At 63.8% G+C, this 16,136-nt stretch carries 15 protein-coding genes; 9 read left to right on the top strand and 6 right to left on the bottom strand.

Annotated elements, in window-relative coordinates:
- Positions 1 to 157: 157 nt before the first annotated feature.
- On the top strand, positions 158 to 2,197 hold the full coding sequence (locus ACPPVP_RS15805; protein WP_426535806.1) for a 4Fe-4S binding protein: 2,040 nt from the start codon (positions 158 to 160) through the stop codon (positions 2,195 to 2,197).
- Between the two features lie 7 nt (positions 2,198 to 2,204).
- Entirely contained in the window at positions 2,205 to 3,056 is an 852-nt protein-coding gene (locus tag ACPPVP_RS15800; protein WP_426535804.1) for an Mrp/NBP35 family ATP-binding protein, read from the top strand.
- 41 nt (positions 3,057 to 3,097) lie between these two features.
- On the opposite strand, the gene ACPPVP_RS15795 is transcribed toward ACPPVP_RS15800, so the two are convergent.
- The 3 genes from ACPPVP_RS15795 to ACPPVP_RS15785 all read right to left on the bottom strand — a co-directional run bounded on the left by ACPPVP_RS15795 (position 3,098) and on the right by ACPPVP_RS15785 (position 5,156).
- On the bottom strand, positions 3,098 to 3,298 hold the full coding sequence (locus ACPPVP_RS15795) for a hypothetical protein (RefSeq protein WP_426535802.1): 201 nt from the start codon (positions 3,296 to 3,298) through the stop codon (positions 3,098 to 3,100).
- A gap of 95 nt (positions 3,299 to 3,393) precedes the next feature.
- Entirely contained in the window at positions 3,394 to 4,419 is a 1,026-nt protein-coding gene (locus ACPPVP_RS15790) for a histone deacetylase family protein (protein WP_426535800.1), read from the bottom strand.
- Entirely contained in the window at positions 4,416 to 5,156 is a 741-nt protein-coding gene (locus ACPPVP_RS15785; protein ID WP_426535798.1) for a GntR family transcriptional regulator, read from the bottom strand. Before ACPPVP_RS15785 ends, ACPPVP_RS15790 begins: the two co-directional genes overlap by 4 nt.
- Positions 5,157 to 5,284: 128 nt before the next feature.
- On the opposite strand from ACPPVP_RS15785, the gene ACPPVP_RS15780 reads away from it, so the two are divergent.
- The 6 genes from ACPPVP_RS15780 to ACPPVP_RS15755 all read left to right on the top strand — a co-directional run bounded on the left by ACPPVP_RS15780 (position 5,285) and on the right by ACPPVP_RS15755 (position 12,123).
- Positions 5,285 to 6,073 carry a class II aldolase/adducin family protein gene (locus tag ACPPVP_RS15780; protein WP_426537868.1) on the top strand — a complete coding sequence of 263 codons (789 nt, stop codon included), beginning with the start codon at positions 5,285 to 5,287 and terminating at the stop codon, positions 6,071 to 6,073.
- A 55-nt stretch (positions 6,074 to 6,128) separates the two neighbouring features.
- Complete coding sequence (locus tag ACPPVP_RS15775; RefSeq protein ID WP_426535796.1) at positions 6,129 to 7,682, top strand: ABC transporter substrate-binding protein; 1,554 nt, start codon at positions 6,129 to 6,131, stop codon at positions 7,680 to 7,682.
- Between the two features lie 72 nt (positions 7,683 to 7,754).
- Entirely contained in the window at positions 7,755 to 8,726 is a 972-nt protein-coding gene (locus ACPPVP_RS15770; RefSeq protein WP_426535794.1) for an ABC transporter permease, read from the top strand.
- A complete protein-coding gene (locus tag ACPPVP_RS15765; protein ID WP_426535792.1) occupies positions 8,723 to 9,562 on the top strand; it encodes an ABC transporter permease in 840 nt (279 codons plus the stop codon). The genes ACPPVP_RS15770 and ACPPVP_RS15765 overlap by 4 nt, the downstream gene beginning before the upstream one ends.
- 2 nt (positions 9,563 to 9,564) lie before the next feature.
- Positions 9,565 to 11,172, top strand: a complete 1,608-nt coding sequence (locus tag ACPPVP_RS15760; protein WP_426535790.1) for an ABC transporter ATP-binding protein — start codon at positions 9,565 to 9,567, stop codon at positions 11,170 to 11,172.
- A gap of 15 nt (positions 11,173 to 11,187) precedes the next feature.
- Positions 11,188 to 12,123 carry a 2-hydroxyacid dehydrogenase gene (locus ACPPVP_RS15755; RefSeq protein WP_426535788.1) on the top strand — a complete coding sequence of 312 codons (936 nt, stop codon included), beginning with the start codon at positions 11,188 to 11,190 and terminating at the stop codon, positions 12,121 to 12,123.
- A 362-nt stretch (positions 12,124 to 12,485) separates the two neighbouring features.
- Here the strand turns inward: ACPPVP_RS15755 and ACPPVP_RS15750 are convergent, their stop codons facing one another.
- Genes ACPPVP_RS15750 through ACPPVP_RS15740 form a run of 3 tightly spaced genes read right to left on the bottom strand, consistent with a single transcriptional unit; the run spans position 12,486 to position 15,286 of the window.
- Complete coding sequence (locus ACPPVP_RS15750; RefSeq protein WP_426535786.1) at positions 12,486 to 13,322, bottom strand: SDR family NAD(P)-dependent oxidoreductase; 837 nt, start codon at positions 13,320 to 13,322, stop codon at positions 12,486 to 12,488.
- A gap of 8 nt (positions 13,323 to 13,330) precedes the next feature.
- Positions 13,331 to 14,209 (bottom strand): alpha/beta fold hydrolase, encoded by an 879-nt coding sequence (locus tag ACPPVP_RS15745; RefSeq protein ID WP_426535784.1) that lies wholly within the window; start codon positions 14,207 to 14,209, stop codon positions 13,331 to 13,333.
- A 27-nt stretch (positions 14,210 to 14,236) separates the two neighbouring features.
- A complete protein-coding gene (locus ACPPVP_RS15740) occupies positions 14,237 to 15,286 on the bottom strand; it encodes a hydroxyacid dehydrogenase (protein WP_426535782.1) in 1,050 nt (349 codons plus the stop codon).
- A gap of 295 nt (positions 15,287 to 15,581) precedes the next feature.
- On the opposite strand from ACPPVP_RS15740, the gene ACPPVP_RS15735 reads away from it, so the two are divergent.
- A complete protein-coding gene (locus tag ACPPVP_RS15735) occupies positions 15,582 to 16,136 on the top strand; it encodes a thiamine pyrophosphate-binding protein (protein WP_426535780.1) in 555 nt (184 codons plus the stop codon).

The raw sequence follows: 16,136 nt of genomic DNA, 5'->3' as shown, positions 1-16,136 counted from the left end.
CCCTCATTGCTTCATGGGCCGCAGGTGTATGCTATCCCGCCCAAGGTGGCGGCGCGAGCGGCCTTTGTGTCTTGCAGATGTCCGCCCGAGCGGTTACCGCAGAACTGCGGGATAAAGCAACTGCCCGCTTAAGGCATCTGGTCCAAGGTATTTCAAAATGAGTGCGGCGACGTCTCGCCTCCTGATTTGTAGTTGCGAGAAGACCATGCCGCTCGATGCGGAAGCGATCGGCCGTGGCTGCACGGCGGCCAAGCTGACGCAGGCGAACCAGCTTTGCGGCCTCGACCTCGACCAGTTCAAGAAGGCGCTCGCCGAAGGCACACCGATCACGGTTGCGTGCACCCAGGAAGAGGCGCTGTTTCGGGAAGTCGCGGAGAATTCGCCGCAAGCCCAGCTCACCTTCGTCAACATCCGCGAGACCGGCGGCTGGTCGAAGGACGCGGCGGCGGCGGGACCAAAAGCCGCAGCGCTGATTGCCGCAGCGGGCGAAGACATGCCTCCGATCTCGCTGGTGACGCTCGAAAGCAGCGGTGTCGCGCTGATCTATGGCCGCGACGAAATTGCCATCGAGGCCGCGCAGCGTCTCGCCGATCGTTTGGACATTACCGTGCTTCTGACCAAACCCGGCGACGTGATCCCGCGCCGGACGAATGAGTTTCCCGTGCTGAAGGGCACGATCCGCAACGCCCTCGGACATCTCGGGCACTTCGAACTCGCGATCGACGATTACGCGCTGCCCTCTCCTTCCTCGCGCGCGAAGCTCGCGTTCGGGCCTTCGCGTAACGGCGCCACTTCCACCTGCGACCTGATCCTCGATCTCTCCGGCGGCGCACCGCTGTTTCCCGCGTATGAATTGCGTCCTGGCTATCTGCGCGCCGATCCGCGCGACAAGGCCGCCGTCGAGCGCGCGATTGCGGATGCCGGCGCGCTGGTCGGCACCTTCGACAAGCCGCGGTTTGTCAATTTCGAGCCTTCGCTGTGCGCGCATTCGCGCTCTTCGATTACCGGATGCACGCGCTGTCTCGACCTGTGTCCGACCGGCGCGATCACGCCTGATGGCAACGCCGTCGCGATCGACGCCAATATCTGCGCGGGTTGCGGCTCCTGCGCTTCCGTCTGCCCGACCGGCGCGGCTTCCTATGCGCTGCCGAGCGCGGACGCCCTGATGCGGCGGCTGCGCACGCTGCTGCAGACCTACCGCAAGGCTGGTGGCAATAGCGCTATCGTGTTGTTTCACGATGGCGAGCACGGCGAGGAAATCATCGACGCGCTGGCGCGGTTCGGCGAGGGCTTGCCGGCCAATGTGCTGCCGCTGGCGGTCAACGAAGTGACGCAGCTCGGCCCGGAACTTATCGCCTCCGTCTTCGCCTATGGCGGTAGCGGCGTCGCGCTGCTCACGCGTGCCAAGCCCCGCCACGACATCACCGCACTGCGCCGCGCGGTCGAAACCGCGGATCGTGTCGTTAGCGCGCTGGGTTTCGGCACCGGCATCATTCAGATCATCGAGACCGACGATCCGGACCAGTTGCGTGCGATGCTGGATGCCGCCCCACGCGGGGTCGCAACAGACAAGCCCGTCGGCTTCGTGCCGCGGGGTGCAAAACGCAGCGTGCTCGAAACGACGTTTCGCGAGCTCTACCTCGCCGCTCCCTCGCCTGTCGATGTGGTAGCGCTGGCGCCGGGCGCTCCGTTCGGCACCGTGAATCTGAATGTCGGAGGTTGCACCCTGTGCCATGCCTGCGTCACCGCCTGCCCGACCGGCGCTCTATCGGACAATCCCGATCGCGCGATGCTGCGCTTTACCGAGAGCCTCTGCGTGCAATGCGGGCTCTGCGAATCCACCTGCCCCGAAAAGGTCATCAGCATCGAACCGCGTCTCGACTTCCAGGCCTGGAACACGCCGCAGCGTGTGCTGAAAGAAGAAGAGCCGTTCAACTGCATCGCCTGCGGCAAGCCGTTCGGCACCAAGAGCTCAATCGACCGCGTGCTGGCAAAGCTCGGCGAAAAGCACTGGATGTTCCAGGGTGCCAACGCAAAACGCCTCGACGTCATCAAGATGTGCGCGGATTGCCGTGTCGAAGCGGTGGTGAACGAAAGTTTCGATCCGCACGCGGCGCCGCAACGCCCGCCGGTCATGACGACGGAAGATTATTTGCGCGCGCGCGATGTGAAGAAGGACGATCCGCTTGGATCGTGAGCAGTCCGTGTCCGACACTCCTCTCGATCTCAAGGCCCGCGCGACGTCGAAAGCATCAGGCATTCCCGGCGTCAAGCATGTCATCGCGGTCGCCTCCGGCAAGGGCGGCGTCGGCAAGTCCACCACCTCCTGCAACCTCGCGCTCGGCTTTGCCTCGCTCGGGCTGAAGACCGGCATTCTCGACGCCGATATTTATGGTCCGTCGCAACCAAGACTGTTCGGGCTGCGCGGCAAGCCGCGGCAGCTCGGCCCGCGCATGCTGGAGCCGATGGAGCGTTTTGGCGTCAAGGTGATGTCGATCGGCTTTCTGGTCGAGGAAGACAACGCCATGATCTGGCGCGGGCCGATGGTGATCTCGGCGATCACGCAGATGCTGCGCGAAGTCGCATGGGACGATCTCGACATTCTCGTCGTCGATTTGCCGCCCGGCACCGGCGATGCGCAACTCACCATGGCGCAGCAGGTGCCGCTGGCCGGCGCGATCATCGTCTCGACGCCGCAGGACATCGCCCTGATCGACGCGCGGCGCGGCATCGCGATGTTCCAGAAGGTAAGCATTCCGATCCTGGGCCTGATCGAAAACATGTCGAGCTTCTGCTGTCCGACCTGCAACCACGTCACGCCGATCTTTGGTCACGGCGGCGCGCGGACGGAAGCGATGCGCCGCGGCATCCCCTATCTCGGCGAAATCCCGCTCGACATGCAGATCCGCCAGACTTCCGACGACGGCCGCCCGATCGTCGCGATCGAACCCGACGGCGTCCATGCCAGGCATTACATCGGCATGGCACGGGAGATCTGGACCACGATCGTCACCGGCGCCGCGCACCGGCCGCCGCCGCGCATCGTCATCGAATAGACGCCCGCGCGTCGGTACCTCACGGGCTCATAAAGACCGGTCTACCCACCGACAAGACCGAGCGCGCGCAGTTCGTCGCGGTGCAGATCGATCACGAGGATCGACAGCACCAGAAAAAGAGCGGCCGCAACGTACATCAGAAGTGGTGAGGCCGATCTATCGGGCGCATCGCGCTGCGCAGCCGCCCGCTCTCGGGAAAAGCTCCAGAATGGAGCCAGCAGAGCCCGCAAAGCTGAGAGCATCCGGACCGTTCTTCGCTGCATCGCGTCCTGAGCCTAGATCGGCCAGTGGCCGATGTCGAGATTTGGACATCAGGACATCGTGCCACACCTGCGAGCTAACGCGCCTCCTCGAAGCCACCAAGCGTAGCGGTGAGATTCGCGCCAAGGATCTCGGAGAGATATCCTCCCTCCTGCACGAAAACGGTCGGAAGGCCCAGCCGCGCGATCGCCGCGCCGATGCGCCGGAACCCATCGGTCGTCACCGCAAGACCGGCGAGCGGATCGTGCTCCGAGGCATCCAGCCCGAGCGCCACCACAAGCGCTCCAGGCGCAAACGCGCGGATGGTTTTCTCCGCCTCGCCGATCGCCTTTATATAATCGTCATCCCCGGTGCCCTTCGGCAACGGAATGTTCAGGTTGGCGCCGAGGCCGGGACCTACGCCGCGCTCATGGGCATATCCCCACACATAGGGATAGAAGAAGACGGGATCGGCATGGATCGAGACCGTGAGAACGTCGGGGCGCTCGTAGAAGATACCCTGCGTGCCGTTGCCGTGATGCACGTCGACATCGAGGATCGCGACCCGCTCGTGTTTCAGCTTAAGTTGAGCCGCCGCCACTGCGCTGTTGTTAAGAATGCAGAATCCGCCCGCGATATCGCGGTAGGCATGATGACCGGGCGGACGGCACAGCGCGTAGGACGCGTCTTCACCGTCCATCACGAGTTGGGCAGCGGTGACGGCAACATCGGTCGCGGCACAGGCCGCAGCCCAGGTGCCGGGACCGATCGGGCATGCCGTGTCGGCCGCGTGCCAGCCGAGCCGGCCGACAACATGGGTCGGGTAAGTGGCGGCGTTGCGGACCGGATGCACATTGGCGATCATCTCCGGGCCTGAATCACCAAGCGCACTCCAGGCGTCCCACGCCTCCTCCAGAAAGCGAAGATATTCGGGGCTGTGGATCCGTGCCCGCGGTCCCTGGCCGAAAATGGTCGGCGCGACCAGATCGTGCCTGCCGGCTTTCAGTCCTGCCAGCAAGCGATCGGCGCGCTCCGGCTGCTCGGTGGTGCGCTGGACGACGCCGCGCACCAGGAAAAATTGCGGGTCGTGGCTGCGATGCAGTTCGGTGTAGACGGCCTTCACACGGTTACTCCGTTGGTTGAAAACAAAATCCCGCTCGGGAGTGCGCCGGCATTGCCGTCCGGCGGCGTAAGCTCACGCACCAGCTTGCCGACCTCGCGCCATGCGTGACCGATATGGTAATCGACATGCGCGGTGATGCGTTCGGGATGCCCGGCCTCGATCGCGGCGAGCAGCGGCTCGTGCGTCCGCGCGATCTCATGCGGATCGTCGTACAGGCGACCGATCAGCCCGATCACCATGCGCAGCTCTGCCGCAAGATCATCGAACAGCCGCAGCAGGCGGCGGTTGTCGGCAATTTCAAAGATCAGCCGGTGGAAGCGATAGTCCTCTTCCACCTGCCGCGCCGGATCGTCCAGATCGGCGGTCTTGTGCAGAACGTCGATTTGCCGCCGCAGCACGTCGCGTGACTGCGGCGTGAGATTGCGCGCCGCCAGCACGCCGGCGTGCCGTTCGATGCAAATGCGCAAATCGTAGATCTCGTCGATGTTTCTGATTTCGAGCTTGCGGACGAAAAAGCCCCGCCGCGGGCTTGCGACCAGCAGTCCCTGCTGCTCCAGCAGCCGCGCCGCCTCCCGCACCGGCGCTCGGCTGACGCCCAACTCGCGGGCAATTCCCGCCTCCACCACCTTCGACCCCGGCGGCAGCCGCCCCTGAACAATGGCTTGCATCAGGATGCGCGCGATTTGACCCACCAGATCGCTATCCGCGATGGCGGGTAATCCAACAGGAAGAGACATCGGCCGCATCGGCTAAACCCGCGCCAGTTCGTGCATATTTTTTGATCGTCGATTGTCGACACTTTAATCTTGTCCAAATGCTGCGCCGCACGCAAGCTGAAAAAGTTGAAAATGAATTAAAGGCGGAAATGACCAGCCCAGCTCACAACACCGCAAAAGCATGGCCAGCGGTGGCAGACCAAACTCTTCAGATCCGGATCGACCTCGCAGCCGCCTACCGGCTTATTCACCGGCTCGGTCTCGACGACAGCATCTACACCCACATCTCCGCCCGGCTACCGGGCCGGCAGGACCGATTCCTCATCAACCCCTACGGCCTGCGCTTCGAGGAAGTCACGGCGTCCAACCTGGTGACGGTCGACCTCGACGGCAACGTCATCGACGACCCCATGGGGGTCGGCATCAACCCGGCCGGTTTCACGATTCACAGCGCGATCCATGCCGCGCGGCATGACGCGATCTGCGTCCTGCACACCCATACGGTCGCGGGCATCGCCGTCGCCTGCCAGAAGCGGGGCCTGTTGCCGCTCAATCAATGGTCGCTGCAGTTCACCGACAGCCTCGCCTATCACGACTATGAAGGCATCGCGCTCGATCTCGATGAACGTGAGCGCCTGGTCGCCGATCTCGGCGACAAGTTCGTGATGGTGCTGCGCAACCACGGCATGCTGACCTGCGGGCGATCCGTCGCCGAAGCCTTCAAGCTGATGCACAATCTGGAGCGCTCCTGCCGCGCCCAATTGGCCGTGCAGTCGTCCGGCGCCGAGATCATCGAGCTGTCCGCGGGGGTTGCCCGCAAGACGGCCGGCCAATACGCGGGCTTCTACGACGCGATCGAATCCAATGGCGTGCCCGACAGCGAATGGGCCGCCTTCATGCGCATGCTCGAACGTACCGATCCCGATTTTGCAAACTGACAAACGTAACGCTCAGCCCGCTAGCGCTGGCCAGCCTTTTTGAATGAGGTATGTAATGTCCAAGCGAAAGATATTGATGAGCTTTGCCGTGCTTTGCATGCTGAGCACCGCGGCAGTGGCCGAAGGACCGAAGGCAGGCGGCGTCGTCAATGCCGTGATTCAGCCGGAGCCGCCGAGCCTGATGGTGGGCCTGGTCCAGAACGGCCCGACGCAGATGGTGGCCGGCAATATCTATGAAGGCCTGCTGCGCTACAGCCCCAAACTGGATCCCCTGCCCGGCCTCGCCGAGAGCTGGACGGTCAGCGAGGACGGCAAGACCTACACCTTCAAGCTCGTGAAGGGCGTGACCTGGCACGACGGCAAGCCGTTCACTTCCGCGGACGTCCTGTTCTCGATCGATTTCCTGAAGCAAACCCACCCCCGGGCGCGCGGCAATCTGGTGCAACTCGACAAGGTCGAAGCCCCGGATGACTCGACGGTCATCTTCACCCTGAAGCAGCCGTTCGGCCCCTTCATCGGCATCTTCGAGGTCGGCTCGCTGCCGATGGTTCCGAAGCACATCTATGAAGGCACCGATTTCAAGACCAACCCGGCCAACAACACGCCTGTCGGCACCGGCCCCTTCATGTTCAAGGAATGGCAGAAGGGCTCGTTCATCCGCCTGGTCAAGAATCCGAACTACCACGTCAAGGGCAAGCCCAACATCGACGAGATCTATTGGCACGTGATTCCGGACGCCGCCGCGCGTTCGGTCGCCTATGAGACCGGCAAGGTCGACGTGCTGCCGGGCGGCTCGGTGGAAAATTTCGACGTGCCGCGCCTGAGCAAGCTCAAGAACACCTGCGTCACCGGCGCCGGCTGGGAGTTCTTCAGCCCGCATTCGTGGCTCTGGCTCAACAACCGCTCAGGGCCAACCGCGAACAAGAAATTCCGCCAGGCGCTGATGTTTGCGATCGATCGCAACATGGCCAAGGACGTGGTCTGGAACGGCCTCGGCAAGGTCGCCACCGGCCCGTCGGGCTCGGCGATCAAATACTACACCGGCGCGGTGCCGAAATACGATTACGATCCGGCCAAGGCCAAGGCGCTGCTCAAGGAAGCCGGCTACAATGGCGAGAAGCTCCGCATGCTGCCGCTGCCCTATGGCGAGACATGGCAGCGTTGGGCCGAAATGGTTCGCCAGAACCTGCAGGACGTCGGCATCAATGTCGACATGATCGCGACCGACGTCCCCGGTTGGAATCAAAAAGTCAGCGAGTGGGACTACGACATCGCTTTTACCTACCTCTATCAGTATGGCGATCCCGCGCTCGGGGTCGGCCGTAACTACATCTCCAGCCAGATCGCCAAGGGCTCGCCGTTCAACAATGTCGAAGGCTATTCGAACCCAGAAATCGACAAGCTGTTCGCCGACGGCGCGGTCGCCTTCCCCGATGCGGCACGCGAGGAAATCTACGCCAAGGCACAGAAGATTCTCGTCGAGGACGTGCCGGTCGCGTGGATGCTCGAACTGCAATTCCCGACCATCACCCGCTGCAGCGTCAAGAACCTGATCACAACCGGCATCGGCGTGAACGACGGCTTCCGCGACGCCTGGATCGAGAAGTAATCACCACCTCACGGGGCGTCAGATCTCAGGTCTGACGCCCGGATAGCGCGCCTCCAACGCAATCGGCCGAACATGATTTCCTTCATCGCCCAGCGGATCGCGAAGGCCATCGTCGTCCTTCTCGCGCTCGTCGTTCTCAACTTCTTCCTGATCCGAATGGCGCCGGGCGATCCGGCGCTGGTGATGGCGGGCGAAGCGGGCGCAGGCGATCAGATTTTCCTGGCTCAGCTGCGCGAAAAATTCGGTCTCGACCAGCCGCTGCCGGTGCAGCTGTTCCTCTACGTCAAAGGCATTCTCAGCCTCGATCTCGGATTCTCGTTTCGCCAGCAGATGCCGGTCGCGACGCTGATCCTGCAGCGCCTGCCGGCGACGCTGATGCTGACCGGGACCGCGTTTGCGATTTCGCTGGCCTTCGGCATCCTGTTCGGCGCCTTGGCGGCGCGCTTTGCCGGCACCTGGGCCGACACCGCGATCACGGTACTGGCGCTGGTCTTCTACGCCACGCCGCTGTTCTGGGTGGCGCTGATGGCGATCCTGCTGTTTTCGGTCGCGGTGGACTGGCTGCCGAGTTTTGGTTACGAGACGGTCGGCGCCAACTATACCGGGCTGGCGCATGTGCTCGACGTCGCCGCCCATCTGGTCCTGCCGGCGACGACCATCGGCCTGTTCTTCATGGCGACCTATGCCCGCATGACGCGCGCCTCGATGCTCGAGGTCAACCGGCTCGACTTCGTCAAGACCGCGCGCGCCAAGGGCCTGTCCGACACGGTGATCCAGCGCCGTCACGTACTGCGCAACGCGCTGTTGCCGGTGGTGACCTTGGCTGGCCTGCAGGCAGGCACGCTGGTCGGCGGCGCTGTACTGACCGAGACCGTGTTCGCGTGGCCGGGCATCGGCCGCCTGATGTACGAAGCCCTGCTGCAGCGCGACTACAATTTGTTGCTCGGCGTCTTCGTCGTCTGCTCGGCCATGGTGCTGGCCTTCAACCTGATCACGGACCTGGTCTACCGCTCCGTCGATCCCCGCATCGAGTTCGCCTCATGAGACAGGTCTGGCGAATGCTGTTGCGCAATCCCGGCGGTATGATCGGCACAGCGATCCTGACGATTGCGATCGCAGTTGCGCTGTTTGGTCCGCTGCTGTTTCCGACCTCGCCCTGGCGCATGGTGCAGCGGCCGTTTCTGCCGCCGTTCACGCTTGCCAGCCTGCCGCTCGGCACCGATGCGCTCGGCCGCGACGTGATGGCGGGCATCATCTACGGCGCGCGGGTCTCACTGCTGGTCGGCCTGATCTCCACGCTGGCGTCGCTGGCGGTCGGGATTCCGCTCGGCGCGGCGGCCGGATATTTCGGCGGCAAGATCGACGATGCCCTGATGCGCTTCACCGAATTCTTCCAGACGGTCCCGAGCTTTGCACTCGCGATCGTGCTGGTCGCGATCATGCAGCCTTCCATCGTGTCGATCGTTTCAGCGATTGCCATCGTGAGCTGGCCACCGGTGGCGCGGCTGGTGCGCGGCGAGGTGCTGTCGCTGCGCACGCGCGAATATATCCAGGCGGCGGTCGTGACCGGCCAGACCCACTGGTGGATCATCTGGCGCGAGATCCTGCCCAACGCGCTGTCGCCGGTCATCGTGCTGGCCTCGCTGATGGTGGCGACTGCGATTCTGCTGGAATCCTCGCTCTCCTTCCTGGGCCTCGGCGATCCCAATTTGATGTCGTGGGGCTACATGGTCGGCGCCGGCCGTACAGTGATCCGCCAGGCCTGGTGGATCACGGTATTCCCCGGCATTGCCATTCTGGTCTCGGTGCTGGCGCTGAACCTGATCGGCGAAGGCCTCAACGACGCGCTCAACCCCCGCCTTGCCAAAGGGGGACGCTGAGCATGAGCGTCGTCATCAGGAATCTGAAGCTGGCGCTGCCGCCCGGTGGCGACCGCCCTTATGCCGTGGATGGCGTTTCGTTCGAACTATCAGCCGGCAAGATCCTCTGCGTGGTCGGTGAATCCGGCTCCGGCAAGTCGATGTGCGCCCATGCGCTGATGGGCCTGCTGCCGGAAACGGTGACGGCGGAAGCCGGCGAGATCCTGTTCGAGGGCAAGAACCTGTTGTCGCTCAGCCCGACCGAATGGCTGGCGCTGCGTGGCCGCGGCATCGCCATGGTGTTCCAGGAGCCGATGACCGCGCTCAATCCCCTGATGCGGATCGGCGACCAGATCGCCGAAATGTTCGAGGCGCATGATCTCTTGTCGCCGAAGGAGCGCCGGCAAAAGGCGCTCGCCTTGATCCGCGAAGTCGGCCTGCCCGACCCCGAGCGGATCGTTCGCGCCTACCCTCATCAATTATCCGGCGGCCAGCGCCAGCGCGCCATGATCGCCATGGCGCTGGCACTGGAGCCCGCCGTGCTGGTCGCCGACGAACCTACCACCGCACTCGATGTCACGACGCAGGCGCAGATCCTTAAGCTGATCCGCGACCTGCAGCGTCGCCGCAATATGGCGGTCATGTTCATCACCCATGATTTCGGTGTTGTCGCCGAGATTGCCGATCGCGTCGTCGTGCTTCAGCACGGCAAGGTGGTCGAACAGGGCACCGCCGATGACGTGCTGTTGCGCGCGCAGCATCCCTATACCCGCGCCTTGCTTGCCGCCGTTCCCACCCTGCAGCCACCGCAGCGGGCGCCCATGGTCGACCGCAGCAAGGCGGTGGAAGTGATCGGCCTCGGCAAGACCTATGTCAGTGGTGGCGGCTGGTTCCGCGCCGAACGCCGCGTGCAGGCCGCCAGGGAAGTCAGCTTCGACATTTTTCGTGGCGAGACGCTCGGCCTAGTCGGCGAGTCCGGTTCGGGAAAATCCTCGGTGGCGCGGCTCGTGATGCGCCTGATCGAACCCGACGCCGGCACCGTCCGGATCGGCGACATCGATCTCAACCGGATCAAGGGAAAGGCGCTGCGCGAACAGCGCCGCCGGATCCAGATGGTTTTTCAGGATCCGTTCGCCTCGCTTAATCCGCGCCGGAAAGTCGGCAACATCATCACCGATGGCCCGATTGCCCACGGCGTCGATCCGGCGACGGCGCGCAAGCGTGCCGGCGAACTGCTCAGCCTGGTCGGCCTCAATGCCAGCGCGATGGAACGCTTTCCGCATGAATTCTCCGGCGGGCAACGGCAGCGCATCGGTATAGCCCGCGCACTGGCGCTCGACCCCGAAATCCTGGTCGCCGACGAAGCGGTCTCCGCGCTCGACGTGTCGGTGCAGGCGCAGGTTCTGGACCTGTTGGAGGATTTGAAAGCCCGGCTCGGCCTTTCGATGCTGTTCATCACCCACGATTTGCGGGTGGCCGCGCAGATTTGCGACCGCATCGCCGTGATGCAGCACGGCGCGATCGTCGAGCTCAAATCCGCATCGCTGCTGTTCGCGGCCCCCGAGCACGCCTACACCCGCGAACTGCTCTCTGCTGTGCCCGGCCAGACGTCATCGTCCAAGGCGGCATGAACCGGATCACGAACGATGCGCTGCGTCCTGGTTAGCAAGAGCCTCGATCTTCGCGGCTATCTCGGCCCGCAATTCATGCGCGCCGCCGACCCCATCGAAATCGTCGGCCATCCACACGAGGGTCCGGCAACCGATGTCCGGCTGGCGGTGGCCTGGCATCCGCCGGATGACGCATTCGAACGCTATCCAAATCTGCAGGCGGTCTGCTCAATCGGCGCCGGCGTTGACAACATTCTGGCGTGCCCCAGCCTGCGCCCCGATGTCGAGGTGATCCGAGCCGTCGACCCGGCGCAGGCGCAGATGATGTCGGGCTTCGTGGCCTGGCACGTGATCGGGCATCAGCGGCGCTTTGCGACCTATCAGGCGCAGCAGCGCGAGGAACGCTGGCAGCGTCAAGGCCTGCGTCGGGCGCAGGACTGCCCGGTGGGCATTTTGGGCTTTGGCGAGATCGGCCGCAGGGTCGCCGCCGATCTCGCGCTGCTTGGCTTTCCAGTCTTGGCGTGGAGCCGAACCGAAAAGCCGACACCAGAGGGCGTGCGTGGCTTTCACGACGCGGCAGGTCTCGATGCCATGCTCGGCCAGACAGAAGTTCTCGTGAACCTGTTGCCGCTGACGCCTGAGACCAGGGGCATCCTCAACCGCAAGACATTCGTCCGCATGTATCGCGGCGGCTACCTGATCCAGGTCGGCCGCGGCGAGCATCTGGTCGAGGCCGATCTGCTCGCTGCGCTGGAGAACGGCCAGCTTGCCGGCGCGGCGCTCGATGTGTTCGCGACCGAACCATTGCCGCCGCGGCATCCGTTCTGGCGGCATCCCGACATTGTCGTCACGCCCCATGATGCCTGTGAAGTGAGCGTGGAAGCGATCGGGGCGACGTTTCGCGCGACCGCGGAAGCGATCCGCGCCGGCCGGCGGCCACCGCACTCCATCGACCGCGAACGCGGCTACTGAGCGACACCAAATGAATATTCTAGTGCCGGACTCGTCGTCTCGGGCCGTGGGTGGAGTAAAGGACGCGTGCCTTACGCGCCGGCGGACGGCAGGCTGGCGGCAGCGATGGCCACAATCTGGGACAGCCGGCGTCCGATCCGGGAGGACGCGCTGCTCAGCAATGAACGAACCTGTCGCATCTCTTCGTCTTCCATATGCGCCCGGGGGGCAAGAGCGCACAGGGAAGATGGTCTTGTCGGGCTAAGTAGTCGATATCCCTCGGAAAATAGCAATGCGCGCTTCGTCCAGAGGCCGATCGGCAGTGGATTTATTGCCCCGATCGCCCCGGCGGCGAATGAGATTTTCTCTGCGGATTCCGGCCTTCACAGCCCGGTAATGCCGCTATCAACCGCCAGCGCCTGGGCATTGACGTAAACGCCCTCGTCGGAGATGAAAAACAGCGCCGCGTAGGCGATTTCCCAACCTGTCGCCATCCGCCCGAACGGCACGCCCGCCGCGCTTCGCGATGGCCGGCCGGCACTGGTGTGCCTGCCAAGCGGCGTATCAACCAGACCCGGGTAGATGATGTTGGCGCGAATGCCGCGCCTGGCGCCTTCCTTGGCGACATTGCGCATCAGGCCGCCGAGCGCCGCCTTCGACGCGTCATAGGCAATCAGCTGCGAACCGGAACGAAGCGCCGCGATCGACGAGATGAACACGATCGAGGATCCATCTGCGATGTGCTTGAGCGCCTTGCGACAGCACAGCATCGGCCCGGTCAGATTGACCGCGAACGTGTCGTTCCACGCCTTGAGGTCCACGCCGTCGAGGCCGAGCGCGCCTACGCCGATGCCGACATTGAGAACCATGCCGTCAAGTCCGCCGAGACCGTTGATCGCCTCGTCGATCATCCGGTTGACATCCTCTTCGCGCGCGATGTTGGCCTCGATCGAAAACGCCTGACCGCCTTCGGCCGCGATGCGCTGAACGGTGTCATCGGCGCTGGCGCGGTTCAAATCGGCGACCGCGACATGGGCTCCTTCCCTTGCAAACAGCAGCGACATCGCCCGGCCGTTTCCAACCGGATCGGTGGCGGCGTCGAATGTCCGCTGTCCCCCGCCGACCACCAGAATCCTGCGGCCCTTGAGTCGCCCGCGGCCCGGCGCCTCGCCCGCGGATTCCGGACTGAGCTGGCGGACGTAGCGTATCTTGTCAGACATCTTTTATCTCACCGTGCTTGAGCTGGCTGCGGCGCATCGAGAAACCGGCGCAGCGATGCGAGGACCACATCGAGCCGGTCATGGTGGAGCCAGTGTCCGGCGCCCGCGACCTTCTGCAACTCGGCTTGCTTGAAATGCGCGAGCAGGCCCGCGGCTTTCGGGTCGGGAAGAAAGCTTTCCTCGCCCCACATCAACAGGGTGGGACATGTGATACGCGACCACAGGGCGACATATTCGTCCGATGACAGTCGATACGGCGCCCTCGCCCGCTGATAATGATCGAACTTCCAGCGATAGAGGCCGTCGGTACCCTTGCGAACGCCGTGGCGAGCGAGATGAAACGCCAGCTCGGGCGTCAGCCGCTTGTTGCGCGTCGAAAGCCGCAGCGCCGCCTCCTCGATGGTGCGGAAGGCGCTGGGTTCGCGCTCCCCGATGCGGTCGAGCTGGTCGATCCATCGCGACATCTGTTCATGGATCGGCGCGGATTGGGAGCGCGACAGGAAGGCTCCATCCAGCACGGCAAGGCGCGATACCCGATCCGGATAGGTTCCGGCATAGGCGAGCGAGATCATTCCGCCCAGCGAATGACCAACGATGGCGGCATCCCGCAGCTCCGCGAAACGCATCAAGCGGCTGAGGTCATAAACATGATCGGTCAGGCTGTAGCTGCTTCCCTTCGCCCATTCGGAATCGCCGTGCCCGCGCAGGTCCGGGGCCATGACATGGAAATGCGGCTGCAATTCCCGCGCGATCGCATCCCAGTTGCGGCAATGGTCGAGCCCGCCATGGACCAGGATCAGCGGCGGCGCGGTTTCGTTGCCCCCGTCGACATAGTGCAACCGCAGCCCGTGGGACTCATAAAAGCGGTCTGCCGGTTCGGCCGTCATGGGATCATCTCTCGCGGGGGCGACGGCTTATTTCGGCGTAAATCCGAACGTCCGCTCGAAGCGCTTCACATACGCCGGCCACACCTCGGGATTGATCACGCGCGGCGGGCGCTTGCCGTCCAGCGCATCGAGAATCTGCTCGGCGGCGATCTTGCCCATGTTGATGCGCGCCTCCTTGGTGACGCCCGCCGTGTGCGGGCTCGCCAGCACGTTGTCGAACTGCAGCAGCGGATGTTCCGGCGGCGGCGGTTCCTTGTCCCAGACATCAAGGCCTGCGCCCGCAATCCGCTTGTCGCGCAACACCTCGTACAACGCCTCCTCGTCGTGAATGAATCCGCGTGCGGTGGTGACGAAAAAGGCGTGCGGCTGCATCAGCGCGAATTCGCGGGCGCCGATCATGCGGCGATTGTCCTTGGACAGCGGGCATGAGATCGAGACAAAATCCGAGCGGCGCATCAGGTCGTGAAGCTCGACCTTTTCGCCGCCGCGGGCGGCGATTTCTTCCGCGGTCAGATAAGGATCGTAGGCGATCACCTTCATGTGCAGCAGGCCCTTGCAGAGTTCGGCAATGCGACGGCCGACATTGCCGATGCCGACGATGCCGACGGTCTTGCCCTGAACCTCATTGCCGATCAGCGAATTGCGATTGACGTTGGCCTCGCGGCGCAGCGCGCGGTCGGCCTCGAGGATACGCTTGGACAGCGTCAGCATCATCCCGAGCGCATGCTCGGCGACCGAATTGGCGTTGCCGCCGGATTGATTGACGACGAGCACGCCCGCCGCCGTGCAGGCATCGACGTCAACGGGATCGAAGCCCGCGCCGTTCGAGGACACGATCAGCAGATTCGGCGCCCGCTTCAGCAAATCCTGATCGACATGGAAATGTCTTGCGATCTCGTCGCGCGCCGCGCCGACCTGATAGGCATGCGCCGCCGACAATATTGGCGCGGCGACCGCATCGGGACTGTCGTTCTCCAGCCGGTCGAGCCGCACGTCGGCACGCGCTTTCAGGATATCGATGTAGATCTCATGGGCGAGATATTTGACGTAGAAGACGCGCTTGTTGTTGACGGTCATGTTTCCTGGCAACTTTCAGTTCGGCAGAGCGTAGGGCGTGGCGGGATGGCTGCTCGGGACCACGATCAGATGACAGATTTCAGCGGAAAAGCGGCCGCAGTCCGGATACATTCAGCCATAGCCCCTCCCGACATCTTTTCTTATTTATCTCACATCGTCGCATCCCTGACATAGCGCCGCGAGACGCAGAGCCGGATACGATCAGGACATGTTGACAATCCCTGCGATGGCGTCAAGTTTCGCTGCTCAAGGGACGAGCGCGAACGAAAGATCGTCGCCGGCAAAGGAGACCAAAATGGCGGTTGCGGAGGAAAAAACCTCGCCCGAAACCACTGAGAAGAGCTGGCACGGCATCGTGCTGCAAACCCTCAAGCGCAACGATATCCGTCTGGTCCCCTACGTGCCCGACCGCGTCCTGACCCCGCTGATCAAGAACCTGCACGCCGACCCCTTTTTCACGACCTTCGCCACGGCGCGCGAGGAGGAAGCGGTCGGAATCGTCTCCGGCGCCTGGATGGGCGGCTTGCGCAGCGCGGTGCTGATGCAGACGTCAGGATTTGCCACGCTGGCCAACGTGCTGGCGTCGCTGGCGATCCCCTATCAGATCCCGCTGATCATGTTCGTGTCCGAACGCGGCACGCTCGGCGAATTCAACTATGGCCAGTCGCTGGTGTGCCGCACCATGCGCCCGGTGCTGGATTCGCTCGCCATGGAGCACCACACCGCGACACGGCTCGACGAGTTCGAATTCATCGTCGACCGCTCCATCAAGCAGGCCCTCACCACGCAGGCGCCGGTGGCGCTGATCCTCTCGCCGCTGCTCACCGGCGGCAAAGTCTTCGACAAGTGA

It is taken from the genome of Bradyrhizobium sp. McL0615, assembly GCF_049993905.1.
Taxonomy (GTDB): Bacteria; Pseudomonadota; Alphaproteobacteria; order Rhizobiales; family Xanthobacteraceae; genus Bradyrhizobium.
The sequence above is the reverse complement of the archived record's forward strand: the minus strand, read 5'-3'. Positions and strand labels throughout refer to the sequence as shown.

What these genes read in the sequence shown, in the direction of transcription:
- ACPPVP_RS15755 (WP_426535788.1), top strand. Translation starts at nt 11,188, where the DNA reads ATGCGCTGCGTCCTGGTTAGCAAGAGCCTCGATCTTCGCGGCTATCTC.
- ACPPVP_RS15765 (WP_426535792.1), top strand. Translation starts at nt 8,723, where the DNA reads ATGAGACAGGTCTGGCGAATGCTGTTGCGCAATCCCGGCGGTATGATC.
- ACPPVP_RS15805 (WP_426535806.1), top strand. Translation starts at nt 158, where the DNA reads ATGAGTGCGGCGACGTCTCGCCTCCTGATTTGTAGTTGCGAGAAGACC.
- ACPPVP_RS15750 (WP_426535786.1), bottom strand. Translation starts at nt 13,322, where the DNA reads ATGTCTGACAAGATACGCTACGTCCGCCAGCTCAGTCCGGAATCCGCG.
- ACPPVP_RS15795 (WP_426535802.1), bottom strand. Translation starts at nt 3,298, where the DNA reads ATGCTCTCAGCTTTGCGGGCTCTGCTGGCTCCATTCTGGAGCTTTTCC.
- ACPPVP_RS15780 (WP_426537868.1), top strand. Translation starts at nt 5,285, where the DNA reads ATGACCAGCCCAGCTCACAACACCGCAAAAGCATGGCCAGCGGTGGCA.
- ACPPVP_RS15775 (WP_426535796.1), top strand. Translation starts at nt 6,129, where the DNA reads ATGTCCAAGCGAAAGATATTGATGAGCTTTGCCGTGCTTTGCATGCTG.
- ACPPVP_RS15760 (WP_426535790.1), top strand. Translation starts at nt 9,565, where the DNA reads ATGAGCGTCGTCATCAGGAATCTGAAGCTGGCGCTGCCGCCCGGTGGC.
- ACPPVP_RS15740 (WP_426535782.1), bottom strand. Translation starts at nt 15,286, where the DNA reads ATGACCGTCAACAACAAGCGCGTCTTCTACGTCAAATATCTCGCCCAT.
- ACPPVP_RS15785 (WP_426535798.1), bottom strand. Translation starts at nt 5,156, where the DNA reads ATGTCTCTTCCTGTTGGATTACCCGCCATCGCGGATAGCGATCTGGTG.
- ACPPVP_RS15735 (WP_426535780.1), top strand. Translation starts at nt 15,582, where the DNA reads ATGGCGGTTGCGGAGGAAAAAACCTCGCCCGAAACCACTGAGAAGAGC.
- ACPPVP_RS15745 (WP_426535784.1), bottom strand. Translation starts at nt 14,209, where the DNA reads ATGACGGCCGAACCGGCAGACCGCTTTTATGAGTCCCACGGGCTGCGG.
- ACPPVP_RS15770 (WP_426535794.1), top strand. Translation starts at nt 7,755, where the DNA reads ATGATTTCCTTCATCGCCCAGCGGATCGCGAAGGCCATCGTCGTCCTT.